Annotated in this window: 18 protein-coding genes and 1 other RNA gene; 7 read left to right on the top strand and 12 right to left on the bottom strand. The window is 73.1% G+C overall.

Annotated elements, in window-relative coordinates:
• Positions 1-11: 11 nt before the first annotated feature.
• Positions 12-497 (top strand): DUF1772 domain-containing protein, encoded by a 486-nt coding sequence (locus tag ACE1OA_RS21340; RefSeq protein WP_356775790.1) that lies wholly within the window; start codon positions 12-14, stop codon positions 495-497.
• Between the two features lie 416 nt (positions 498-913).
• A complete protein-coding gene (locus ACE1OA_RS21335) occupies positions 914-2,371 on the top strand; it encodes an NF041680 family putative transposase (protein WP_432752769.1) in 1,458 nt (485 codons plus the stop codon).
• Positions 2,372-2,379: 8 nt separating this feature from the next.
• On the opposite strand, the gene ACE1OA_RS21330 is transcribed toward ACE1OA_RS21335, so the two are convergent.
• The 3 genes from ACE1OA_RS21330 to ACE1OA_RS21320 all read right to left on the bottom strand — a co-directional run bounded on the left by ACE1OA_RS21330 (position 2,380) and on the right by ACE1OA_RS21320 (position 6,122).
• Positions 2,380-3,519: a uroporphyrinogen-III synthase gene (locus tag ACE1OA_RS21330; RefSeq protein ID WP_356775788.1), complete on the bottom strand. Its 1,140-nt coding sequence runs from the start codon at positions 3,517-3,519 to the stop codon at positions 2,380-2,382.
• Between the two features lie 75 nt (positions 3,520-3,594).
• Complete coding sequence (locus tag ACE1OA_RS21325; RefSeq protein WP_384866884.1) at positions 3,595-4,962, bottom strand: nitrate/nitrite transporter; 1,368 nt, start codon at positions 4,960-4,962, stop codon at positions 3,595-3,597.
• A 176-nt stretch (positions 4,963-5,138) separates the two neighbouring features.
• The gene (locus tag ACE1OA_RS21320) at positions 5,139-6,122 is read right to left on the bottom strand and encodes a LysR family transcriptional regulator (RefSeq protein ID WP_356605004.1); all 984 of its coding nucleotides are present in this window, start codon (positions 6,120-6,122) and stop codon (positions 5,139-5,141) included.
• 82 nt (positions 6,123-6,204) lie between these two features.
• On the opposite strand from ACE1OA_RS21320, the gene ACE1OA_RS21315 reads away from it, so the two are divergent.
• Entirely contained in the window at positions 6,205-7,491 is a 1,287-nt protein-coding gene (locus ACE1OA_RS21315; RefSeq protein WP_432753221.1) for an MFS transporter, read from the top strand.
• 64 nt (positions 7,492-7,555) lie between these two features.
• On the opposite strand, the gene ssrA is transcribed toward ACE1OA_RS21315, so the two are convergent.
• The 5 genes from ssrA to ftsE all read right to left on the bottom strand — a co-directional run bounded on the left by ssrA (position 7,556) and on the right by ftsE (position 11,594).
• Positions 7,556-7,947, bottom strand: a transfer-messenger RNA (tmRNA) gene (ssrA, locus tag ACE1OA_RS21310).
• Between the two features lie 181 nt (positions 7,948-8,128).
• Positions 8,129-8,671: an SsrA-binding protein SmpB gene (gene smpB, locus ACE1OA_RS21305; protein ID WP_356605008.1), complete on the bottom strand. Its 543-nt coding sequence runs from the start codon at positions 8,669-8,671 to the stop codon at positions 8,129-8,131.
• An 18-nt stretch (positions 8,672-8,689) separates the two neighbouring features.
• Positions 8,690-9,889 (bottom strand): S41 family peptidase, encoded by a 1,200-nt coding sequence (locus ACE1OA_RS21300; protein ID WP_386542220.1) that lies wholly within the window; start codon positions 9,887-9,889, stop codon positions 8,690-8,692.
• Between the two features lie 77 nt (positions 9,890-9,966).
• Positions 9,967-10,884: a permease-like cell division protein FtsX gene (gene ftsX / locus ACE1OA_RS21295; RefSeq protein WP_384866890.1), complete on the bottom strand. Its 918-nt coding sequence runs from the start codon at positions 10,882-10,884 to the stop codon at positions 9,967-9,969.
• Between the two features lie 20 nt (positions 10,885-10,904).
• Positions 10,905-11,594 carry a cell division ATP-binding protein FtsE gene (gene ftsE, locus ACE1OA_RS21290; RefSeq protein WP_147978208.1) on the bottom strand — a complete coding sequence of 230 codons (690 nt, stop codon included), beginning with the start codon at positions 11,592-11,594 and terminating at the stop codon, positions 10,905-10,907.
• A 236-nt stretch (positions 11,595-11,830) separates the two neighbouring features.
• Between ftsE and ACE1OA_RS21285 the strand changes: the two genes are divergently transcribed.
• Positions 11,831-12,025 carry a hypothetical protein gene (locus ACE1OA_RS21285; RefSeq protein WP_147978209.1) on the top strand — a complete coding sequence of 65 codons (195 nt, stop codon included), beginning with the start codon at positions 11,831-11,833 and terminating at the stop codon, positions 12,023-12,025.
• A gap of 95 nt (positions 12,026-12,120) precedes the next feature.
• On the opposite strand, the gene ACE1OA_RS21280 is transcribed toward ACE1OA_RS21285, so the two are convergent.
• The 4 genes from ACE1OA_RS21280 to ACE1OA_RS21265 form a co-directional block, all read right to left on the bottom strand.
• Positions 12,121-13,014, bottom strand: a complete 894-nt coding sequence (locus ACE1OA_RS21280) for a hypothetical protein (RefSeq protein ID WP_432753220.1) — start codon at positions 13,012-13,014, stop codon at positions 12,121-12,123.
• 386 nt (positions 13,015-13,400) lie between these two features.
• Positions 13,401-14,507 (bottom strand): peptide chain release factor 2, encoded by a 1,107-nt coding sequence (gene prfB / locus ACE1OA_RS21275; protein WP_356605015.1) that lies wholly within the window; start codon positions 14,505-14,507, stop codon positions 13,401-13,403.
• Between the two features lie 43 nt (positions 14,508-14,550).
• Positions 14,551-15,789: a serine/threonine-protein kinase gene (locus ACE1OA_RS21270; RefSeq protein ID WP_361310508.1), complete on the bottom strand. Its 1,239-nt coding sequence runs from the start codon at positions 15,787-15,789 to the stop codon at positions 14,551-14,553.
• A gap of 107 nt (positions 15,790-15,896) precedes the next feature.
• Positions 15,897-17,606, bottom strand: a complete 1,710-nt coding sequence (locus ACE1OA_RS21265) for a serine/threonine-protein kinase (RefSeq protein ID WP_432753219.1) — start codon at positions 17,604-17,606, stop codon at positions 15,897-15,899.
• A gap of 453 nt (positions 17,607-18,059) precedes the next feature.
• Between ACE1OA_RS21265 and ACE1OA_RS21260 the strand changes: the two genes are divergently transcribed.
• The 3 genes from ACE1OA_RS21260 (at position 18,060) to ACE1OA_RS21250 (ending at position 24,610) form a co-directional block, all read left to right on the top strand.
• Complete coding sequence (locus ACE1OA_RS21260; RefSeq protein ID WP_432753218.1) at positions 18,060-21,617, top strand: FHA domain-containing protein; 3,558 nt, start codon at positions 18,060-18,062, stop codon at positions 21,615-21,617.
• A 280-nt stretch (positions 21,618-21,897) separates the two neighbouring features.
• On the top strand, positions 21,898-23,271 hold the full coding sequence (locus ACE1OA_RS21255; RefSeq protein WP_356605023.1) for an ABC transporter substrate-binding protein: 1,374 nt from the start codon (positions 21,898-21,900) through the stop codon (positions 23,269-23,271).
• A 4-nt stretch (positions 23,272-23,275) separates the two neighbouring features.
• Entirely contained in the window at positions 23,276-24,610 is a 1,335-nt protein-coding gene (locus tag ACE1OA_RS21250) for a carbohydrate ABC transporter permease (protein WP_356775772.1), read from the top strand.
• Positions 24,611-24,710 lie beyond the last annotated feature (100 nt).

Genomic DNA, 24,710 nt, shown 5'->3' with positions numbered 1-24,710 from the left:
TGACTGGGGACATGACGACGAACGAGACGCACGGCAAGGCCGGAACGGCGGCCGGCACGGTACTGGCCGCGGCGACGGGGGCCACGGGGCTGGTCGCGGGGGTGTGGTTCGCGTACGTCTGCTCCGTGATGCCGGCGCTGGCGCGCAGCGACGACCTGGTCTTCGTCGAGGTGATGCGGAACATCAACGACGTGATCCAGAACCCGGTCTTCTTCACGGCGTTCTTCGGGGCGCTGATCCTCACGGCGGTCTCGGCCTGGCAGCTGCGTCGGACGCGGGCGCGGGGCCCGGTGCTCGCGGCGCTGGTCCTCTGCCTGGCGGTGTTCGTGGTCACCTCGGCCGCCAGTGTCCCCCTGAACGACGCGCTCGCCGCCGCCGGTGACCCGACGACGGCCCGCGCGGACTTCGAGGCTCCCTGGGTCGCCTGGAACCTCGTCCGTGCGGTCCTGACGGTGGCCGGTCTCGGCTGCCTGCTCGGCGCGATGCGCCGGCGCTGACGGGCCGGGAGGACGGTGGGGCGGAGGGCGTCCGCGGGTGCGACGCCCCTCCTCCTGCTGCCCCCTGAGCCCGGACACGCCCTAAGGGCTGTCCCGTCATCCCCGGCGGGCGCACGACGCCGGCTACGGCACTCCCCCAGCCTTCGGCCGGGGGTGCCCCCACGCCGCGTTGTCGGATCGCCCGAATACGCCCAGTATGAGAGCGATCCTCCGCCTTGCGATGCACCGCATCCGACGCCGTGCGCCAACCCACCGCGGATTACGGGACAGCCCTTAGCTTGATCTTTAACGTGCGTTGTCGAACGGTGGGTCGTACTTGATCACTCGGTTCGGTAACCGCCTTACACGGAAGCGGCCTTCGTCTGAACATGTGCTCCGACCAAGGAACACACACGTCCAGCACGAAGGCCGTGAGGATGAGTCTGCAGCATCACGATGCCCGGCGAGAGCCGTTGGCGGATCTGTCACGCTTCCGGGGCGAGTTCTACTCCTGTCTCACCTCCCGTTCGGACGCTCTGTTCGAGCTGACGGATGCAGTTCTGTGCGGGGACGGGCCGGTGAGATCACTGGCCGAACTGTCGCTGGTGGGCGAACACCGACGCGGGCACGGAGGGCTCTACGCCGCCCTCGCCCAGGGCCGCATCGACGCCGACCGGATGCGACACACCCTGGCTTCGGTGCCGCTGCCACGAGCAGTCGACGGCCGAATCGTCCTGGCCGTCGACGTCACCTGCTGGCTGCGGCCGGACGCCCACACCTCACCGCAGCGGATCCTCTGCCACACCTACGGCCGCGGCAAGGACCAGCACATCCCCGTTCCCGGCTGGCCCTACTCGATCGTCTGCGCACTGGAACCCGGCCGAAGTTCATGGACCGCGCCGCTCGACGCGTTGCGTCTGGCGCCCGGGGACGACACCGCCACCGTCACCGCCCGACAGCTGCGCGACCTGGTCGAGCGGCTCATCACCGCAGGCCAGTGGCAGGCCGGGGACCCGGACGTCCTCATCATCGCGGACGCCGGATACGACGCACCCCGCCTCGCCTTCCTCCTCAAGGATCTGCCGGTGCAGGTGCTGGCCCGGATGCGCTCGGACCGTGTCCTGCGTCGCCCGGCACCGCCCCGGCAGCCTCACACCAGGGGCCGGCCGCCCCGGCACGGAGGCGAGTTCGTCTTCGGACAGCCCGACACCTGGGGCACCCCGGACACCGACACCGTCACCGACACACGCCTCTACGGCACCGCCCTCGCACGCTCCTGGAACCGGCTCCACCCCAAGCTCACCCACCGCTCGTCCTGGGCCGCGGCCGACGGCACCCTCCCGATCGTCGAAGGGACGGTGATCCGTCTGGACATCCAGCATCTGCCCAGCGGCGCCACCCCGAAGCCGGTCTGGCTGTGGTGGTCGGGAACCGACGCAGACGCAGCGGACACCGACCGTCTCTGGCAGGCATACCTGCGGCGTTTCGACATCGAGCACACCTTCCGCCTGTTCAAGCAGACCCTCGGCTGGACCTGCCCGAAGATCCGCACCCCCGAGGCGGCGGACCGCTGGACCTGGCTGATCCTCGCCGCCTACACCCAACTACGACTGGCCCGACCGCTCGCGGCCGACCGCCGCCGCCCCTGGGAAAGGCCCGTTCCCGCGGACAGACTCACCCCCGCACGGGTCCGCCGCGACTTCCGGCACATCCGCCCGCAAGCCGCCTGCCCGGCCAGAGCACCGAAACCCACCCACCCCGGACCCGGACGACCACCCGGCCGCAAAAACACCCGGCCCACCCCACGCCACGACGTCCACACACCCCGCAACACACAGCCGGCCAACCAGCGAGCGAAGAAATCGACCACCCCACGGCCCCGCCGCACAGGTTAAAGATCAAGTTAGGCGTCCGCGTACTTCGCGTCCGCCGCCGGGTCCAGGGCCAGCCGGTAGCCCCGCTTGACCACGGTCTGGATCAGCTTCGGCGTGCCCAGGGCCGTGCGGAGCCGGGCCATCGCGGTCTCCACCGCGTGCTCGTCACGGCCCGCGCCCGGCAGGACCCGGAGCAGGTCGGCGCGCGAGACGACCCAGCCGGGGCGCCGGGCCAGCGTGTGGAGCAGGGCCATCCCGGCCGGCGGGACCGGGTGCAGGCGGCCGTCCACGAGGACGGCGTGACCGCGGATCTCGACCCGGTGCCCGGCCAGCGGCAGCGTGCGCGCCCGGGCGGGCAGTTCCTGGCAGAGCAGCTGCACCAGTGGCCCGAGGCGGAAGCGCTCGGGCTGGAGGGTGTCGATGCCCTGCGCCTGGAGCGGCAGCGCCGTGACCGGTCCCACGCAGACCGCGAGCACGTCGTGCCGCAGCGCCGCCAGCAGTTCGGCCGCCAGCCCCCGGTCCTCGGCCCGGGTCAGGAGCGAGGCGGCGGCGGGCGCGCTGGTGAAGGTGACCGCGTCCAGGGTGCCGTTCAGCACGCCGTCGAGCAGCCGGTCCAGCGGGTTGATGTCCTCCGGTGGCATCCACCGGTAGACGGGGACGCCGACGACCTCCGCGCCGCCCTCCGTGAGTGCCTCCACGAAGCCCGGCAGCGGCTCGCCGTGCAGCTGGAGCGCGATCCGCCGCCCGTCGACGCCCTCGCCCAGCAGCCGGTCGAGGACCTCGGCCATCGACTCCGAGGACGGCGACCACGTCTCGGTCAGTCCCGCCGCCCGCACCGCGCCCTTGACCTTGGGGCCCCGGGCGAGGAGCTCCACGCCCCGCAGGCAGGCGAGGAGTTCCTCGCCGTACCCCCAGCCGTCGGCCGCCTCGACCCAGCCCCGGAAGCCGATGGCCGTGGTGGCCACGACGACGTCCGGGGCGTGCTCGATGAGCTCCTTGGTGGCGGAGAGCAGTTCGGTGTCGTCCGCCAGGGGCACGATCCGCAGCGCGGGACCCTGGACGACGGCCGCGCCCCGGCGCCGCAGGAGGGTGCCCAGCTCGTCCGCCCGCCGCGCCGCCGTGACGCCGACCGTGAAGCCGGCGAGGGGGCCCTGCTCTTGCTCGTACATGACGACCGAGCCTGACGGTGTCGCGTGACAGACTCGGTTCGCTTGTATTTCCTGCCCGTTACGGACCACTCCGGATCACACCTCGGCGTAGCCGGGCTGCGGCTCGGCCGCGTCCGAGGCCGCTGCCGCGGTCTCCGCCGTGTCCGGTACGGCGGCGGGCCGCCGAAGGTATACCGCCCAGGTCACGACCATGCACGCCGCGTAGAAGACCAGGAAGGCGACGAAGGCCGCGGTGCCCGTTCCGGCGGTCTGGAAGGACTGGCGGAAGGCGAGGTTGATGCCGAGCCCGCCGAGCGCGCCCACCGCGCCGATCAGGCCCATGGCGGCCCCGGAGAGCCGTCGGCCGTACGCCTCCGCGGCCTCCCCGGTCAGACCCTTGCGGTGCCCCTGGGAGAGGAAGATCGCGGGGATCATCTTGTACGTGGAGCCGTTGCCGAGGCCGCTGAGGACGAAGAGGCCGATGAAGCCCACGAGGAAGACCGTCAGGGACTCGACGACCGAGGCGTAGACCACGACACCGGTCGACACGGCCATCGCGGCGAAGGTCCACAGCGTGATGCGGGCGCCGCCGTGGCGGTCGGCGAGCGAGCCGCCGATCGGCCGGATGAGGGAGCCGAGCAGCGGGCCGATGAAGGTGAGCGAGGCGGCCTGCAGCGGGGTGCGCCCGAACTGGGTCTGGAGCACGAGCCCGAAGGCGAAGCTGTAGCCGATGAAGGACCCGAAGGTGCCGATGTAGAGGAAGGCCATGATCCAGGTGTGGCCGGCCTTCACGGCCTCCTTGGCGGCGCCCGTGTCGTTCTTGACGGGCGCGAGGTTGTCCATGAACAGCGCGGCGCAGACGGCCGCCACGACGATCAGCGGGATGTAGACGCCGAGGACGATCCGCGGGTGGGCCGCCCCCGCGACGCCGATCACGAGCAGGCCGACGAGCTGCACGACGGGGACGCCGATGTTGCCGCCGCCCGCGTTGAGGCCGAGCGCCCAGCCCTTCTTCCGCAGCGGGAAGAAGGCGTTGATGTTGGTCATCGAGGAGGCGAAGTTGCCGCCGCCGACACCGGTGAGCGCGGCCACCAGCAGCAGGGTGCCGTACGAGGTGCCGGGCTCCATCACCGCGTAGGCGAAACCGGTCGGCAGGAGGAGCATCAGGGCGCTGACGACGGTCCAGTTCCGGCCGCCGAACCGGGCCACGGCGAAGGTGTACGGGACCCGGATGAGCGCCCCGACGAAGGTGGCGGTCGCGATCAGGAAGAACTTCCCGGCCGGGTCGACGCCGTACTGCGGCCCCATGAAGAGGACCATGACCGACCACAGGCTCCAGATGGAGAAGCCGATGTGCTCGGAGAACACGGAGAAGATCAGATTGCGCCGGGCGATCCGCTCTCCTCGCTCACGCCAGAAGGTCTCGTCCTCCGGCTCCCACCGTTCGATCCACCGGCCGCCCATCACGTACCTCCACGGTGTCGGGTCCGAGCATCCGGATGCTCCGGACCTCGTGCAGCAGACGCTAGGGAGGCCGCGTTTCAGACCGGTGGCAGGAAGTGACGGGTACGGAACCTTGCTCTCACCCGGGGCGACCGCGGGATGTGAGTACGCCCCGGGTTCCGTCGCGCCGAGGGCCGTCAGCCGGGACCGCCCTGCGGAAGACCCGCCTCGTCCTCCGGGAGCCAGGAGTCGGCCGGGCGCCGCAGCCAGCCCTCCCGGGCGCCGATCTCGGCCGCGGCGGCCCGCAGGGCGTCCAGGGCGGGATGGCGCAGCCCCCGCCGCCAGACCAGGCTGACCGGGGAGAGGGGCACGGGGTCGACGAGCGGCCGCAGGACGCTTCCCGGCATGGGCGGGAAGTCGACCACGGCGAGGACGGGCGTGCGGCGGCGCTCCATGAGCCGGCGGAACTCCTCCTTGCCCACGGCCATCGGCGCGGGCGGGGCGACCGTGATCCCACGGCCGGCGAAGAGCCGGGCGGCGAGATCGGTCCACTCCGGGGTCCGGTCGTTGCCGGCGCCCGCGTAGACCTGCTCGCCGGCGAGCGCCGCGAGCGGGACGGCGTCGAGCCCCGCCAGCGCGTGGTCCTGCGGCAGCACGATCGCCATCGGCTCGTAGCGCACGAACTGCGCGGCCAGCCCGGTCCGCAGCCGCGGGTCGAGGCCGCCGTAGCGCCCGAAGGACGCGTCGAGGCCGCCCGCCAGGATCTGCCGGGCGGCCCCGGTCAGTCCGCTCTCGAAGCGGGCCATCAGGTCGTGCTCCGGAGCGAGTTCGCGGGCCCGCTCCAGAACGCGGCAGTGCGCCAGGCCCGCGCTGTTGAGGTCGACGAGCAGCGGGCGGGCCTCGGCGCGGAAGGCGTCGGTCAGCGCGTCGCAGGCGGCCAGCACCGCCCGTGCGTACGGGAGGAGGCGTTCACCCTCCGGGGTGAGCGCGACCTGGCGCGTGGTCCGTACGAAGAGATCCGCGCCCAGGTCCCGCTCCAGGCGCCGGATGTCCCGGCTGAGTGCCTGCTGGGCGACGTAGAGCCGGGCGGCGGCGCGGGTGAAGTGGAGCTCGTCGGCGACGGCGGTGAAGGCGCGCAGGAGCCGTGGTTCGACGTCGTGCGGATGCGGGGAAAGGGCCACGCGGTATTTAACAACACAGGTGTGTCAATGGGCGCCGATCAGGTGTTGGACCGCCCGCCCTCCGGCCCGTGAGGCTTCTCCCATGCCGCCTCACGATCTCGTCCTGACCCCCGCGGGCCCGGCGCTCGCCCCGCGTTTCGCCGCGCCGGCCGGTCCGACCCTGCCGCCGCGCCCGCCGCGGCCCACCCGCCCCGCCAGCCCGTACGCACGGCTCTTCGCCACCCCCGGCGCCCGCGCATTCACCCTCGGGAACCTCGTCGCCCGCCTGCCCATGGGGATGTTCGGCGTCAGCGCGGTGATCATGATCGCCGGCGCGTACGGTTCCTACGCGCTCGCCGGCGCCGTCACCGGCACCGGCCTGGCCGCCACAGCCGTCGTCGCGCCCTGGACGGCGCGGCTCGTCGACCGGTACGGGCAGGCCCGGGTCGCGGTCCCCGCGACCGCCCTCGCCGTGCTCGGCTGGCTCGCGCTGCTGCTCTGCGTGCGCTTCGAGGCACCCGCCTGGACGCTGTTCGCCGCGTACGCCGCGACGGCGACCACCCCCAACACCGGAGGCATGTCCCGAGCCCGCTGGGCCCATCTGCACCGGGGCGACCCGGCGGCCCTGCACACCGCCAACGCCTTCGAGCAGGCCGTCGACGAGCTGTGCTTCATGCTCGGCCCGGTCCTCGCCGCCCTCCTGTGCTCCGCGCTCTTCCCGGAGGCGGGCACCCTGGCCGGGGCGGTCCTGCTGCTCACCGGCGTCCTCGTCTTCGCGGCGCAGCGCGCCACCGAACCCCCGGTGGCGCCCCGCGCCTCCGCCGCCGGCCCGCTGCTGCGGACGCCCGGCCTGGCGCCGCTGCTCGCGGTCTTCCTGGCCACCGGCGCGGTCTTCGGCGCGATGGAGGTGGTGACGCTGGCGTACGTGGACGGCCCGGCGGCCGGCCCCGTCCTCGCCCTGCAGGCGGCGGGCTCCTGCGCGGCCGGCCTGCTCTACGGGCGGACCCGGCGCCGCGCCGGCCTGACGGCCTGCCTGGTGGCGATGACGGGCCTGATGACGCTGCCGCTGCTGGGCGCCTCGACCGGCTCGCTGCTCGCCCTGGCGGGCGGACTGCTCGTGGCGGGCATGGCGACCGCCCCGACGATGGTCACGGGCATGACCCTGGTCCAGCGGCTCACCCCGCCCGCGCGGCTCAACGAGGGGATGACGCTGGCCGTGACCGCCCTGCTCGCGGGCGTCGCGGCGGGCTCGGCCACCGGCGGCTGGGCCGCCGAGCACGCCCCGACGACGACGTACGCCTTCCTGGCGCCGGCCGCCGCGGCGGCCCTGGCCCTGGTGCTGGCGGTGGCGCGGAGCGCCGGCATGACAAAGGCCCGGCGGTCGTCGTGACGACTGCCGGGCCTGTGCCCACATGGGATGAGGTGTCCGAGCGGGCATGGGCCCCTCGGGCGCTCGGTGGAGATGGCGGGAATCGAACCCGCGTCCAACGGTGCGGAATCAGGGCTTCTCCGTGTGCAGTCCGCTAGGAGTTTCTCAGCCCCGGAGATCACGCGGACAAGTCTCCGACGGGCTCAGTCACTGTTTGATTTCCCTCAGGCCCCCGTGACCGGGGCTAGAGGTTTAGATCCCTTGATGACGCCAGGATCCGGGTCGGGACCATCCCCGGGCTGACGCTCCTCACAGAGGCTTCTACTCGATACCTAGATTAGGCAGCGAGGGCGAAGCGGGAGTTATCGCTCTTGGAGTTGGCGATTATTGGTTGCGACATATGGTTTACGAGATCATTGCCGCTTCCTCGACACGCTTCCCCTGCTTCGACATCCGCTGTCGAAACCGATCATCCCCATGTTGATTTTTCAATGCGCGCACCCGCTGTGAGGTGCAGGGCCCATCGTACGTGACCGACGGGCGGCGTTGCCAGCGTATTCCGGCGAGGCGGCGCGGACCCTCCGCGAGCCCGGCCGGATCGGGGGGTCGGGCCCCGGTCGGCCCGGGCTGCCGGGCCGCCGCGGCGACCCCTGCCGGCTCAGACGGCCTGGGCCGCCCGCTGCCGCCGCTTCGCCGCCGCGATCGCACGGCTCGTCTCGCGCGTGTCCTGCTTCTCGCGGAGCGTCTGACGCTTGTCGTACTCCTTCTTGCCCTTGGCGAGCGCGATCTCGACCTTGACCCGGCCGTTCAGGAAGTACAGCGCGAGGGGCACGATCGTGTGACCGGTCTCCTGCGCCTTCGACTCCAGCTTGTCGATCTCGGCCCGGTGCAGGAGCAGCTTGCGCTTCCGCTTGGCCGAGTGGTTGGTCCAGCTGCCCTGGGAGTACTCCGGGACGTGGATGTTGTGCAGCCACGCCTCGTGCCGGTCGATCTGGACGAAGCCGTCGACGAGCGACGCCCGGCCCATCCGGAGCGACTTCACCTCGGTGCCCATGAGCACCAGACCACACTCGTAGGTGTCGATGATGTGGTAGTCGTGGCGCGCCTTCTTGTTCTGCGCGATCATCTTGCGCTCAGGACCCTTGTCCGGGTCCTTCTTCTTCGCAGGCTTGCCCTGCACGTTCACGAGTCCCTTTGCCATAGTGCGGCCATTTTCGCACTACGAGCCCCCTCCGAGGCCACTCAATACCGTTCTCGCCCGTGCCTCGGCCCGCGCCTCGGTCGCGCCGCCCACGTCCAGGTCGGGAGTGATGCCCCGGCCGTCCACCCCGTGACCCGCGGGGGTGCGGTAGTGGCCGACGGTCAGCTCGGCGACCGAGCCGTCGGGCAGGGTGCTGGGCATCTGCACCGAGCCCTTGCCGAAGGTCCGCGAGCCGACGGTGACCGCCCGGCCGCGGTCCTGCAGGGCTCCGGTGAGCAGCTCGGCGGCGCTCATGGTGCCGCCGTCGACCAGCGCGACGACGGGCCGGTCGGTGTCGCCGCCGCCCTGGGCGTACAGGGCGCGCTGCTCGCCGTCGACGTCGTAGGTGGCGACGAGCCCGCCGTCGAGGAAGGCGGAGGCGGCGACGGCGGCCTCGGCGACCAGTCCGCCGGAGTTGCCCCGCAGGTCCAGCAGGACCCCGGCGCCTGCCGGGGCGTTCCGCACCGCGTTCCGTACCCGCTCGCCGGCGCCCTTGGTGAAGGCGGAGACCTTGATCAGGACCGCTCCGTCGTCGAGGCGGCGCACGGTGACGGTCTCGACGGAGAGGCGGGCCCGGCGCAGGTTCTGGTTCCAGGCGGCGGTGCCGCGGCGGACGCCGAGCGAGACGGTGCTGCCGGGGACCCCGTCGCCGCGCAGCAGGGCGACGACCTCGGAGGCGGACCGTGCGGCGACGGGGCGGCCGTCGACGGAGACGAGCTGGTCGCCGGTGCGCAGCCCGGCCCGGGCGGCGGGGCCGCCGGGCCGCAGGCGGGTGATCTCGATCCGGCTCTTCCCGGCCCGCTCCACCCGGCGGGCGGACAGGCCGACCCCGGTGTAGCTGCCGTCGAGGGCCTGCTCGAACTCCTCGTACTCGGCCGCGCCGTACACCGCGCCCCAGCGGTCGCCGCTGCGGCTGACGAACTCCTCGGCGGCCTTCTTGCCGGACTTGCCGTCGGCCATCGCGTCGGACGCGGCACGGGCGAGGGCGGCCCGGTCGACGGTGCTGCCCGTCGGGGTGGGCAGCGTGGCCTTCGCGGCGGTGCCCTCCTGCCGTGGCAGTGAGCCGGTGACCGCGGCGGTCGCGAGGACGCCGGTGAAGACCAACGTGAGAACGGCCCCACGGAGGACTCCGCGGGGCCTGAGACAGAGGTCGGGGCGATGCCCCGGGCCGGCCGGCATGGGGCCCACTCTAGGACAAGCGAAAGGCGCCGTACGGTGGTTGACCGTACGGCGCCCGGGGACTCAAGCGGCGCTTCTCACACCTTGAGGTACTTGCGCAGGGCGATGAAGGCGGCGACGGCCGGCATGAGCAGCCCGATCGCGATGACGAGCGGCAGCTTGGCGAGGACGGCGTCCCAGCCGATGAAGTTGACGAGCTGCATCTTGTCGGCGAGGGCGATGCCGTGGTCGATCAGGAAGTACCTGCCGACCAGCAGCATGATGCAGGCGACGGCGCCGCCCAGGAGTCCGGCGAACGCGGCCTCCATGATGAACGGCATCTGGATGTAGAAGCTGGAGGCGCCGACCAGCCGCATGATGCCGGTCTCCCGTCGACGGCTGAAGGCGGAGACGCGCACCGTGTTGACGATCAGCATCAGTGCGATGACCAGCATCAGCGCCATGATGCCGAGCGCCGCGATGTTCATGCCGTTCATCAGGTCGAACAGGTTCTGGAGGATGTTCCGCTGGTCCTGCACGGACTCCACCCCGTCCCGCCCGGCGAAGGCGGTGGCCACGACCTTGTACTTCTCCGGATCGTGCAGCTTGACCCGGAACGACTCCTGCATCTGGTCGGGCGTGATGACCGTGGCGATCGCGGTGTCGCCGTACTGCTCCTTGTAGTGCTTGTACGCCTCGTCGGTCGTCTCGTGCTGGACGTTCTCGACGATGTCCATCTTCTTCAGATCGGCCTGGATCTGCTCCTTCTGCTGCCCGGTCACCGCACCCTTGGCGCACTTGGGCGAGGAGGCCGCGTCGTTCTTGTTGCAGAGGAAGATGGAGACGTTGACCTTGTCGTACCAGTAGTCCTTCATCGTGCTGACCTGCTCGCGCATGAGCAGCGCACCGCCGAAGAGGGCGAGCGAGAGGGCCACGGAGACGATGACGGCGAAGGTCATCGTGAGGTTGCGCCGGAGACCGACACCGATCTCGGAGAGCACGAACTGAGCGCGCATGGTGTTCTACCCCCGCCCGCTCAGTGCTGGTAGCCGTAGACGCCGCGCGCCTGGTCTCGGACGAGACGGCCCTTTTCGAGCTCGATGACGCGCTTGCGCATCTGGTCGACGATGTTCTGGTCGTGGGTCGCCATGACGACGGTGGTCCCTGTCCTGTTGATCCGGTCGAGCAGCTTCATGATGCCGACGGAGGTCTGCGGGTCGAGGTTGCCGGTGGGCTCGTCGGCGATCAGCAGCATGGGCCGGTTGACGAAGGCGCGGGCGATGGCCACGCGCTGCTGCTCACCGCCGGACAGCTCGCCGGGCATGCGGTCCTCCTTGCCGCCGAGGCCGACGAGGTCGAGGACCTGGGGCACGGCCTTGCGGATCTCGCCGCGCGGCTTGCCGATGACCTCCTGCGCGAAGGCCACGTTCTCGGCGACGGTCTTGTTGGGCAGGAGGCGGAAGTCCTGGAACACGGTCCCGAGCTGGCGGCGCATGTGGGGCACCTTCCAGTTGGACAGCCGGGCGAGGTCCTTGCCGAGGACGTGCACCTGGCCGTGGCTGGCACGCTCCTCCCGCAGGATCAGGCGGAGAAAAGTCGACTTTCCGGAGCCGGACGAACCGACGAGGAAGACGAACTCCCCCTTCTCGATCTCCAGGGAGACTTCCCGGAGCGCGGGGCGGTTCTGCTTCGGATAGGACTTGGAGACATTGTCGAATCGGATCACGGATGCACCACGGTCGGCCGGGAGTAGGTGTGCGCGACCTTACGCGACCGGGGATGGCCTGCGCAGTCGCGGTCCGCGCTTGTGTGCTTTATCCTTTTCGTCCTTCGCGGAGGAATGTGCGGTATCCGGCGGGGCGCGCCGAAACGCTCGGGAGCTGGCAGAGTGGTAGGGGGAACGCCTGGGTGCCGCCGGGCGTTGTTCCCGGTGTGGATCCCTGTGCGGGAGGAGGAGAGCGCATGACCTACGACCGACTGGTGTGCGCCAACTGCGCGGCCCCCGTCGCGGAGGGCCGCTGCCCCGTCTGCCGCGCGAACCGCGAACGACTGAAGGAGGAGGGCCCGCTCGCGGGCCTGACCCCGGCGATGCTGCTGACGCTCGTGATCGCCCTGGTGGCGGCGGTGGCGCTGCTCGCGGCGCTGCAGACCGTGTAGGGCCCGACAGGACCTGACGGGCCGCACACGAGCCGGAGAGACGAAAAGGGCCGGGGGTATCACCCCCGGCCCTTCCTCATGCCTCAGCGAGCCACTCAGACGGCGGCGCGCCCGCCGCCGACGAGGCGCGGCAGCATCCGGAAGCCGATGCCGCCGGCGATCATCGTCGCGGCACCTATGAGCAGGAACGAGGTCTCGGCGGCGCCGGTCTCGGCCAGCTCCTCCTTGGCCTTGCCCTGCTCGACGGGCTGCGAGCCGGCGTTGTTGGTGCCGGGGTTGTTGTCGACGCACTCGGCGCCGTCGAGGTCGACGGTGCAGGTGCCGGCGCCGCCGTCGGTGGAGGAGCCACCGTCGGTCGAGGAGCCGCCGTCGGTGCCGGCGCCACCGTTGTCGCCCTGGCCACCGTTGTTGCCGTTGCCACCGTTGTTGCCGGTGCCACCGTTGTTGCCCTGACCGCCGTTGTTGCCGTTGCCACCGTTGTTGCCGGTGCCGCTGGTCGTGCCGGTCGAGGTGCCCGTGGACGTACCCGTCGAGGTGCCGGTCGAGGTGCCCGTCGACGTACCCGTCGAGGTGCCGGTGGACGTACCCGTCGAAGTGCCGGTGGACGTACCCGTGGACGTACCCGTCGAGGTGCCGGTGGACGTACCCGTCGAGGTGCCGGTCGACGTGCCCTCGGTGGAGCCCTCCGTGGAGCCCTCGGTGGAGCCCTCCGTGGATCCTTCGGTGGAGCCCTCGGACGAGCCCTCCGTGGAGCCCTCCGTGGAGCCCTCCGTGGAGCCCTCGGTGGAGCCGAGGGAGGTGTTGCCGCCGTTCTCGCCACCCTCGGTGTCACCGAGGCCGGCCTGGACGGCGACAGTGCCGTCGTTGACCTCGGCACCGAAGGACACACCGACGGCGCTCGCGGCACCCGCCGCGGTGAGCGACGCACCGGCGGCGATCACGGCGCCGGCGGCTATACGCGCAACGCGGACACGCGTCTTCTTCGTCATCTGTTTGCTACCCCCAGTAGCTCATTCGTCATGGAGCCGCGCTCGGGGGCCTCGGACACCAGGAGCGGTCACGTCACCGGACCGGCCCCCATTCACACGCGCCCCAGAGATACGCATGCCGCATGCCACCCTTCCGACTTTCCGCATACGCGTCAAGGTCGTTGCGCGTGCGATGCCCGAAAGATCGTCAATTGCCTGGCATGCGGGGATGCAACTGTGACGTAAACCCGGAACTCCCGCCTCCCCGGCGGCAGTTCCCTTGTCGACAAAGCGTCAGGAGCGGCGCTGTGCCGCTTGCGCCCGCGAATCACCGTGGACGACGAAGACGCCGGGCCCGCCACACCTCTCGGTGCGACGGGCCCGGCGTGCGACCGCTTCGCGTGCGGTTACTTCTCCTGCTGCTTGCGCCAGCGGATGCCGGCCTCCAGGAAGCCGTCGATCTCGCCGTCCAGGACCGACTGCGGGTTGCCGACCTCGTGGTCCGTGCGCAGGTCCTTGACCATCTGGTACGGGTGCAGGACGTACGAACGCATCTGGTTGCCCCAGGAGCTGCCGCCGTCGCCCTTGAGGGCGTCCATCTTGGCGCGCTCCTCCTGCCGCTGACGCTCCAGCAGCTTGGCCTGGAGGACGTTCATGGCGCTCGCCTTGTTCTGGATCTGGGAGCGCTCGTTCTGGCAGGAGACCACGATGCCGGTCGGGATGTGCGTGATGCGCACCGCCGAGTCGGTCGTGTTGACGCCCTGACCACCGGGGCCCGAGGCGCGGTACACGTCCACGCGCAGCTCGGACTCGTCGATCTCGACGTGGTCGGACGACTCGACGACCGGCAGGATCTCGACACCGGCGAAGGACGTCTGGCGGCGGCCCTGGTTGTCGAAGGGGGAGATGCGCACCAGGCGGTGCGTGCCCTGCTCGACGGAGAGTGTGCCGTAGGCGTACGGGGCCTTCACGACGAAGGTGGTCGACTTGATGCCGGCCTCCTCGGCGTAGGAGGTCTCGTAGATCTCGGTGCCGTAGCCGTGCCGCTCGGCCCAGCGCAGGTACATGCGCTGGAGCTGCTCGGCGAAGTCGGCGGCGTCCACGCCACCCGCCTCGGCGCGGATGTTGACCAGCGCCTCGCGCTCGTCGTACTCGCCGGAGAGGAGCGTGCGGACCTCCATCTCGTCCAGCGCCTTGCGGACGGAGCCGAGCTCCGTCTCCGCCTCGGCGCGGGTGTCCGGGTCGTCCATCTCCTCGGCGAGCTCGAAGAGCACCCCGAGGTCGTCGATCCGGCTCCGCAGGGCCTCCGCCTTGCGGACCTCGGCCTGGAGGTGCGAAAGCTTGCTGGTGATCTTCTGCGCCGCCTCCGGGTCGTCCCAGAGGGACGGGGCCGCGGCCTGCTCTTCGAGCACGGCGATGTCGGCCCTCAGCTTTTCGAGGTCCAGGACGGCCTCGATCGACCCCATGGTCGAGGAGAGGGACTTCAGCTCTTCGGATACATCGACGACTGCCACGCGTCCAGCGTAACGGCTCGCCGCAGATCCCCGGTCCCCCCGGCTACGGCTGCGAGGACGTCTTGGAGTCCTGCGGCGGCGCCTCGGCGTCGCCGGCGCTCGCCAGATAGCCGCCCGCCGCGAGCGCGCCGGCCACCACGACCGCCGCGACGGACAGGGTGATGCGCCGCTTGCGGACCGCCTCCGCCTTGTGGCGGGCCGAACCCGGGCGGCGTGCGCCCGCCGCCCGGGGAGCCCGGGCGGTGCCCAGCGGGCCGCCGGAGAGCTCGTCGGGGGCGGGGACGCGCATGGAAGTGTGGGTGTCGCGGTTGGAGTCCGGCGAGGCGCCGGGCACCAGCGGCACGGCGGCCCGGCGCGGCGAGCCCTCGGCCCCGCCCGCCCCGGTCGGGTACAGGTCCTCGTCGGACGCGTCCGCGGCCGGTTCGGCGTCCGGCTCGTCCACGTCCAGCGGCGGGATGCCGGCGAGCAGCGGGAGCACGTCGCGCAGCCGGGCGCCGAGCTCCGAGGCGCGGAGCCGGGAGGCCGGGGCCTTCGCCAGGCACTGGACGATCAGCTGCCACAGCTCCTCGGGGATGCCGGGGAGCGGGACGACCGTCTCGGTGACGTGGCGGCGCAGGACGGCGCCGGGGTGACCGCCGCCGAAGGGGGTGAAGCCGGCCAGGAGCTCGTACAGGACGGTGGCGAGGGCGTAGATGTCGACGGCCGCGCGCGGGGGCAGGCCCTCGACGATCTCGGGGGCGAGGTAGTCGGGGGTGCCGATGATCCGGGTCGCCTTGGTGCGGCCGGGGGTGTCGATCAGCTTGGCGACGCCGAAGTCGGTGAGGAGGGCCGGGTGGGCGCCGCCGGGCCCGAGCGGTCCCTCCATGTCGAGCAGGATGTTCTCCGGCTTGACGTCGCGGTGGACCACGCCGGCGGCGTGCGCGGCGGCGAGGCCGTCCGCGACGTCGGCGATGATCGCGACGGCCGCCTCGGGGGCGAGGCGGCGTTCGCGGTCGAGGCGGGTGCGCAGGTCGGTGCCGCGGACGAGGTCCATGACGAGCGCGAGGTCGTTGCCGTCGACGACGAGGTCGCGGACGGAGACCACGTGGGGGTGGTCCAGCCCGAGCAGGGCGGTGCGCTCGCGGACGAAGCGGCCGACGAGTTCCTGGTCCGAGGCCAGGTCCTCGCGGAGCAGCTTGATGGCGACGGGGCCCTCGGGACCCTCACCGAGCCACACCGTGCCGGCGCTGCCCCGCCCGAGGATCTGGTGGGCCTTGTAGCGGCTGCCGATATTCCGTGCCAAGACTGCTCCCTCAGCGGCTGGCGGTCGCGACAAAGTTACGCGTCCCCGGGCGCCGGTCGTCACTTCCGAGGGGAAATCCCCCCTCGGAAGTCGATAAATCGGCAGCGTTACTGCCCCGTACCGCCGGTAGCACCCCCGCTGTCCGTGCCGCTGAGGCCGGAGACCCAGTCGCTGACGGACGTGATCGCGTCGCCGATGGCCTCCCAGTAGCCCTTGCCCTGGGCGACCCAGTCCTGGAGCGGGGTGAGCTCCCAGATGAGCCAGCCCGCGACCACGAACAGCACGATCGTGAACAGGCACCCCTTGAGACAGCCGAGGCCGGGGATCCGCATCGGGTTGGCGCTGCGCTGACGTGGCGGGCGCGGCTCGCGCGGGGCCGGCGCCTGGGGCGGCGGCTGCGGAGGCGTGTACGGCTGCTGCTGCTGCGGCCGGCCCCCGTACTGCTGGGGCTGCTGCTGGGGCTGTTGCTGGGGCGCGTACTGCTGCCGCTGCGGCGGGCGCTGCTGCTGATACGGCTGGGGCGCCTGCTGGGGCTGCTGGTAGGGCTGCTGCTGCGGCCGGCCGCCGTACTGCTGGGGCTGGTGCTGCGGGGGCTGCGGCTGGCGCTGGGGGCGGCGGCGCAGCGGGTCCTGGCTCGGATCCAGGTACTGGACCTGCGTCTGCTCGTTGCGGTCCCGGGCGGCGCGCAGCTGGCTCTGCCAGGGGTGCGGCTCCTCGTTCTGCGGGGACTGCGAGGGGACCGGGGGCATGACCGCGGTCGGGTCGGCGGCTCCCGGGCCTCCGCCGGGGCCACTGGTCGGCATGACGCTGGTCGCGGCGCCAGGGTCGTACTGGGACCCGCCGGCGGGCAGCACCTGCGTGGCGCCGGCCGGGTCCACGCCCGGGGTCTGCGGGACCGGCGCGGGCGCCGGGTCGGGGGCGAGCAGGGCGCCGACGCCGTCGGCGGCCTCGATCTGGGCGGGGGTGGAGTGCACGCCGATGCCGGCGGCGACCGCGCGCAGTCCCCGGGCCAGGTTCTCGGCACTGGGCCGGCGCGCGGGGTCCTTGCTCAGGCAGCGCTCGATGACCGTCCAGAGCGGGCCGGGAACGGTCGAGGGGCGGCGCGGCTCCTCGCTGAGGTGGCGGTGCAGGACCTCCAGGGCGGTGCCGCCCGCGAAGGGGGGCCGGCCGGTGACGAGCTCGTACAGCAGGATGCCCGCGCCGTAGATGTCGACGGCGGAGGTCTGCGGACGCCCCTCGGCGGACTCCGGGGCGACGTACGCCGGCGTGCCGACGAACTCGTGCGTGCGGGTCAGCCCCGGGGAGTCGGCGAGGCGCGCGATGCCGAAGTCGGTCAGCATCGGGTGCATCTGGCCGCCCTGCTCGGCGAGCAGCACGTTGGCCGGCTTCAGGTCGCGGTGGACGACGCCGTCCGCGTGGCTGGCGGCGAGCGCGTCGGCGATCTGCGCGGTGAGCAGGCTCGCGGCGACCGGGGTGAGCGGCCCGTTCTCCCGGATGTAGCGGTGCAGGTCCGGGCCCTCGACGAGGTCCATGACCAGGGCGAGGACGTCGCCCTCCACGACCAGGTCGCGGGTGCGCACGATGTTGGGATGGGTGAGCCGGAGCAGCACGGAACGCTCGCGCAGGAAGCGCATCACGATGTCCGCGTCGTTGGCCAGCTCCTCCTTGAGGACCTTGATCGCGACGGTCTCGCCGGGCTGGCCGGGCACCGCTGCCTCGGCCCCCGCCGTCTCCCGCTGGCGGGCTCGCCAGACGGTGCCCGTGGCGCCGCGGCCGAGCGGCTCCTCGAGCAGGTACTTGCTGCCGATAGGCCGCACGTCACGCGCTCCCTGCTGATCATGGTCCTGGGGGGTTCCCGGGGTCCTGTCGTCTGTTGTGACCCGTCCGGGTGTCCGACCCACTTTAGTGCCGCCGAACGGGTCACCGGTCGATCACACTGCCGATCGCCATGTGGCCGATTCTGACGCCCTGAGGCGCCGGACTTGTCCGAAAACAAGACGCGACAGCTGTACCCGTGGTTGCCGCGCTCGACGCAGGGTGTGCTCAACCAGGCATTTTTGCGTGCACAGCCGACCATTCAAGATCACTTGTGACCGACCCGCGGGCGTGTCGTCAGTGGCAGGTGCAAGGATGCCTACAGCACGTCGCATCGGGGTCGGGAGCCCCGCGCCGTGCCGACCTGAACCGGACGACGTGTCCGTGCCGGGCGGGGGGAGAGACACGGCGGTTCCCCTGCCGAGCACCGCGCGCAGAAGGGACCGCTGACGGCGATGCAGATCCGGCTGACCGTCCTCGCACCGCACGCCGGCCACGGCGCGGGGCGCTCCTGCGACGTGCTCGTCACCGCCCCGGCGGGGACGGCGCTGTCCGCCGTGGCCTCCGCCCTGGCCGCGGCCGTCTCCGGCCCCGACACCTCGACCTCCGGCACGACCGTGCTCTACGCGGGCCGGGAGCGGCTCGACGGGCAGCGCTGCGCGCTCGGCGAGCCCCCGCTCGTGGACGGCGCCGTGCTCACCCTCCAGGTCCCCGGCGAGGACGACCGGATCGGCGAGGGCGCCTCGGCCCGGCTCCACGTGGTCGCGGGACCCGACGCGGGCGGGGTCCACCTGCTGCACGGCGGGCCGATCCGGATCGGCCGTTCCATGGACGCGGACGTCCCGCTGGACGACCCGGACGTCTCCCGGGCGCACTGCACCGTGACGGTCGGCGAGGACGGCCGGATCACGGTCGCGGACCCGGGCTCCACGAACGGCACGACCCTGGACGGCGTGCGGGTCGGCGACCGGCCCGTCCGGCTGCGGCCCGGCTCCCTGCTGCGGCTCGGCGAGTCCGCGCTGCGCCTGACCGGACCGGGGGACGGCGGTACGGAGGCGGTGCCGACGGCGCCGGACGGCGAAGGCCACCTCCGGGTGGGCCCCGTGCCCGACGCGGACGCCCGGGGCGGCGCGGCGGACCCGGGTCCCGGAGCCGACGGCCCCGGCCCCCGCGGGGGTACGGCCGCGGCCACGGACCTCGCGGCCGGGAGCCGCGGACCGCACGGGCCGGAGCGGCACGGCCAGGGGGGCGGCCGGGACGGCCACGACGCCCCGCCCGGGGGGCGTCCCCACCCCTCCGCCCGGCCCGGCGGACCCGCCGGTGAGCACGGCGCCCGCGATCCGTACGAAGACGCCACCCACGGCGGCTCCCTCGGCCACGCGCGCGCCGAGGACTTCCCGGACGACGAGGGCGAGGCCCACAGCAGGACCCGGCAGACCCGCCGCCAGGCCCCGCCGGCCCGCGGCCGGCGCGGGATAGGAGCCTGGGCCCGCCGCTTCGCCGGGGGCCGCGAGGAGCTGCCGCTGCCGACGACGGAGACCGGTTTCCCGCAGGCCACGGCCGGGACGGGCGCCGGCCCCGCGCCCGCCGCCGACACCTGGCCCGACCCGGCCGCCGTGCTGCTGACGGCGCTCGGCCCGGGCCCCCGGCTCTGGGAGCGCGGCCCGGACCATCCCGAGTCCCTCGTGGTCCGGCTCGGGACGGCCGACCGGGCCGAGCTGTCCGGCGTCCCCGTCACCGTCGGCCTGCGCGAGGCGGGCTCCCTCGGACTCGCCGGCCCGGGCAACCGGCTGGCCGGGCTCGCCCGCTCCGTCGTGGCCCAGCTCGCCGCCCTGCACTCCCCCGCCGAGCTGGAGATCGTGCTGATCAGCGCGGACCGCAACCGGCCGCTGGAGGAACGGCGCCGCGCCTGGTCCTGGCTCGGCTGGCTGCCGCACCTGCGCCCGGCGCACGGCCAGGACTGCCGGCTCCTCCTCGCCTACGACCGCGACCAGGCCCAGGCCCGCACGGCCGAGCTCACCCGCCGGCTGGACGACGGACCGCTCGGGCCCGGCTGGCCGAGCGCCGACCGCATGGCCGTGGCCGAGGCGGCGGCCCACCACGACGGACCGGTCACGGTCGTGATCGTGGACGGCGACCCCGGCACGGCGGCGCTGCGGGAGGCGACCGCGCGGCTCGCCGGGGCGGGCGCCGCCGCCGGCATCCATCTGATCTGCCTCGCCGAGGCACCGGCCGCCTCCCCCGTCTCCCCCGTCGCCGCGACGTACGAGAGCGCCTGCGCGGCCTCGCTCGCCTTCCGCGAGTGCGGTGCGGTCGCCCTGCTGAGCGGCGACGTGGCGACGGCGCTGCGACTGCTGCGCACGGTGGGAGGCCGGGCCGCCGGTCACGGCACCGTCGGCGTCGTGGACGCGGTCTCGGTCGCCTGGGCCGAGCGGTTCGGACGGGCCCTGGCGCCCCTGCGCACGGAGTCCGCGGCGCCGCGGGGCAGGGCTGCCGCGGCGGCGCTGCCGCCGTCCGCTCGACTGCTCGACGAGCTCGGGCTCGCCCGGGCCACCCCGGCCTCCCTGATGGCCCGCTGGGCCTCCGCCGGCGACGGGACGGCGGTGCTGGGCGCCGGCCCGCGCGGACCGGTGTCGGTCGACCTGTCCGAGGAGGGCCCGCACCTGCTGATCGAGGGACCGGCGGGCAGCGGCCGCACGGAGCTGCTGCGCTCGATCGCCGCCTCGCTGGCCGCGGGCGGCCGCCCCGACCGCCTCGGCCTGCTGCTGGTCGACGGCGCGGGCGGCGAGCGCGGCGAGGGCCTGGGCGTCTGTACGGAACTGCCGCACGTCACCGAGCACCTGGTGGCCTCCGATCCGGTCCGGATGCGCGAGTTCGCCCAGGCACTGGGCGCCGAGCTGAAGCGCCGGGCGGAGATCCTGGGCGACGGGCACTTCGCCGACCGGCAGGCCACCGGCCGGCTGATCGCGCAGCGTCCGCCGAGCGCGGCGGAGACACTGCCCCCGGGCTCCCGGGCGAGCGTCCGCGTCCCCGAGGCGCGCTCGGCCGGCGGCCGGACCGGCGACGGCGGCCTCGACGACCGCCCGAGCACCCGGACCGGCCGGACCGGCGCCGACGAGCTGACGTACCTGCCCAGCGGCAGGACCCTGCGCACGGGCGAGGGAGCGGTCGGCGAACGCCCCGGCACGGGCTCTCGCTCCGGGGCCGCGGACCTGGCCGACCGGTCGAGCGGGCGCGTCGCACGCACGGCGGACGGGGACTTCGGCGACCGGCCGAGCGGCCGGCTGCCGCTGCGCGGCGACTCCGGTCTCGGTGACCGCCCCTCCGGACGGATCGCCCGGACCACCGCCGGCGATCCGGCCGACCGCCCGAGTGGCCGCGTGATGCGGACGGACGAGGTGGAGCCGGGTGACCGGTCCTCCGGCCGGGTCACCCGGGCCGCCGAGCCGGCGGGCGGCGGCGAGGCGGACGGCCTCGCCCGGCTGCCGCGGCTCGTCGTCCTGGTCGACGACTACGACGCCCTCGTGGCACCCGCGCTCGGCTCGCCCGGCAGGCCCGCCGCCGGTTCCGTCGTACGCGCCCTCGAAGCCGTCGCCCGCGGCGGCGCGCGGCTGGGAGTGCACCTGGTCGCGACCTCCGCGCGGCCGGACCGGACGGCGGACACGGAGCTGGCCCACGGCGCCCGGCTGCGGATCGTGCTCGACGCGCCGCCCGTGGCAGCCGGTCCCGACGACCCGGCCCCGGGCCGGGGGCGCCTCGGCCACCCGGACGGCCGGGTGACCCCGTTCCAGGCGGGGCGGGTCACCGGCCGCATCCCCCGCACGGCGACGCTGCGTCCGACGGTCGTCCCGCTGGAGTGGGAGCGGATGGGCGACCCGCCCACCCGCAGACCCGTCCGCGAGCTGGGCAACGGCCCGACCGACCTGGCGCTGCTCGCCTCGGCGCTGGACCGGGCGGCCCGTTCCGTCGAGGCGGCGCCGGTGGCGCCGCTGACCCCGGCCGTCCACCCCTGACCCCGGCCGGACCCCGCCCGGGGACACCCCGGCCACCCTGCCCGGCCGTGCCCCCGCCAGGTACCGGGCGGCCTCCGACCGCGTGCCGTCCTGCCCCGCCACGCCTGCCCCGGTACCGTCGCCGTACCGCCCGGGGACGGGTCCCGATCGCCCCTGACGTCACGTCACGAGCGGGTCACGATCTCCGAGTCGACACCGAAGGCGGTATTGCGGGCCCCGAACGCCCGGCGTAGACCTGTCGGACCGGGACGAGCACGCGCACGACAGAGACGGGGCAGAAATGCGTACAACTCTTCGTACACGCAGGGCCGCGACGGCGATCGCCGCCTTCACCGCGGTCACCGCACTCACCCTCTCCGGCTGCGGCTCCGACGCGGCCGACGACCCCGGTCCGTCGGGGACGAACGGACCGAGCGGCAGCGGGAAGACCGTCTCCTTACCGTCCCTCAAGGGCGAGAAGATCGAGGTCGCCGCCGTCTGGACGGGGCCCGAGCAGGAGAACTTCACGAAGGTCCTCGACGAGTTCGAGAAGCGCACCGGGGCCACCGTCACCTTCGTGCCGGCGCAGGACCCGATCGTGAACTTCCTGGGCACGAAGATCGCGGGCGGCTCCCCGCCCGACGTGGCGATGCTCCCGCAGGTCGGAGCGATCAAGCAGGCCGTCGCCCAGAAGTGGCTGAAGCCGGCCGGCCCCGAGGCCAAGGCCCAGCTCGCCGCCCACTACTCGAAGGGCTGGCAGGACCTCGGCGCGGTGGACGGCACGCAGTACGGCGTGTATTTCAAGGCCGCCAACAAGTCGCTGGTCTGGTACAACACCGCCGCCTTCGAGAACGCGGGCGCCTCCGAGCCGAAGACCTGGAAGGACTTCCTCGCCACCGCCGAGACGATCTCGGCCTCCGGCGTCACCCCGGTCTCGGTGGGCGGCGCGGACGGCTGGACCCTCACCGACTGGTTCGAGAACATCTACCTCTCCCAGGCGGGCCCGGCCAAGTACGACCAGCTGGCCAAGCACGAGATCAAGTGGACGGACGCCTCCGTCACCCGGGCCCTGACCACCCTCGGCGAGCTGTTCGGCAAGCCGGCGCTGATCGCGGGCGGCGCGAACGGCGCGCTCCAGACGGAGTTCCCGGTCTCGGTCACCCAGACCTTCACCGGCGGCGACCAGCCCAAGGCCGCGATGGTCTTCGAGGGCGACTTCGCCGCCGTCAACATCGCGGAGACCGATGCCAAGATCGGTACGGACGCGAAGGTGTTCCCGTTCCCCGCGGTGGGCGACGGTCAGGCTCCGGTCGTGACGGCGGGCGACGCGGCGGTGGCGCTGAAGGACACCAAGGGCGCCCAGGCGCTGCTGACCTTCCTCGCCTCCCCCGACGCGGCGGCGATCTGGGCGGGAGCGGGCGGCTTCCTGTCCCCCAACAAGAGCCTGGACCCGGCGGCGTACCCGAACGACGTGCAGCGGGAGATCGCCAAGGCGCTGATCGGAGCCGGCGACGACTTCCGCTTCGACATGTCGGACCAGATGCCGCAGTCGTTCGGCGGGACGCCCGGCAAGGGCGAGTGGAAGGCGCTCCAGGACTTCCTGAAGAACCCGAAGGACGTCGCGGGGACCCAGGCACGGCTGGAGGCCGACGCGGCCAAGGCGTACCAGAGCTGACGCCGTGACCTCGGCGCCCGCAGGCCGGCCGGCGAAGCCGGCCGCGTACAAGAGCGTCACCGGCACCCGCAGGGCGGTGGCGGCGGGGTTCCTCCTCCCCGCCCTGCTGCTGCTCGGTGCGCTCGTCGTCTACCCGATCGGGTACTCCGTCCAGCGCTCGTTCTTCGACAAGTCAGGGGACTCCTTCGCCGGACTGGGCAACTACGTCGAGCTGTTCACCGACGACACGCTGCTGACCGCGGTGAAGAACAACGCGATCTGGGTGGTCCTCGCGCCCACCGTCGCGACGGCGCTCGGCCTGGTGTTCGCGGTGCTCACCGAACGCGTGCGCTGGGGAACGGCGTTCAAGCTGGTCGTCTTCATGCCGATGGCGATCTCGATGCTGGCCGCGGGGATCATCTTCCGGCTGGTCTACGAGCAGGATCCGGACCGCGGGGTCGCCAACGCCGTCTGGGTCGGGGTCCACGACACCTTCGCGGAGTCCTCCGGCTTCCCGCGCGCCCGCCCCCTGCCGGTACACCCGCTGAAGGCCGCGGGCGGCGGGGCGTACGTCACCAAGGTCCCCGTCCGCAGCGGGGAGCCGGCGAGGCTGCCGCTGATCGGCGTCGCCCCCGCGCAGATGCCGAAGGACGCCCGGCCGGCCCGTGATCCGGCCGCGCGACCGGACGGGATCTCCGGCACCGCCTGGCTGGACTTCACCAAGGGCGGTGGCGGGCGGCCGAACGCCGTCGACGCGCGGGAGCTCGGCCTCAAGGGGCTGCGCATCGAGGCCGTGAAGGACGGCCGGGTCGTGGCGAGCACCACGGCGGCGGCCGACGGCACGTTCGGCCTGCCGGCCGCCGCGGACGGTGCCGTGCTCCGGCTGCCCGCGAGCAACTTCAGGGAGCAGTACGGCGGGGTGGAGTGGCTGGGCCCCTCGCTCGTCACCCCGGCCGTGATCGGCAGCTACGTCTGGATGTGGGCCGGGTTCGCGATGGTGCTGATCGCCGCGGGTCTGGCGAGCGTGCCGCGCGAACTGCTGGAGGCCGCCCGGGTCGACGGGGCGAACGAGTGGCAGGTCTTCCGCCGCATCACGGTCCCGCTGCTCGCGCCCGTCCTCGCCGTCGTCCTGGTCACCCTGATGATCAACGTGCTCAAGGTCTTCGACCTGGTCTTCATCATCGCGCCGGGCTCGGCGCAGGACGACGCGAACGTCCTGGCGCTCCAGCTGTACCGCTCGTCCTTCGGAACGGACGCGGACCTCGGAATCGGCTCCGCCATCGCCGTACTGCTCCTGCTGCTGGTCATCCCGGTGATGGCCTTCAACATCCGCCGGATGCGAAGGGAAGCCCGCCGGTGACGGGGTCCACGCACGACACGCCCGGAAAGGGCACGCCCGGGAAGGGCACGTCGGGGGCCGGCGGCGTCGGGGGCCGTCTCGCCGCCCGCGCGGCCGGCGG

Origin of the sequence: Streptomyces sp. JL2001 (assembly GCF_050917515.1) — a bacterium.
In the GTDB taxonomy this organism is placed as follows: Bacteria; Actinomycetota; Actinomycetes; order Streptomycetales; family Streptomycetaceae; genus Streptomyces.
This window is presented reverse-complemented; position numbering and strand designations above follow the sequence as displayed.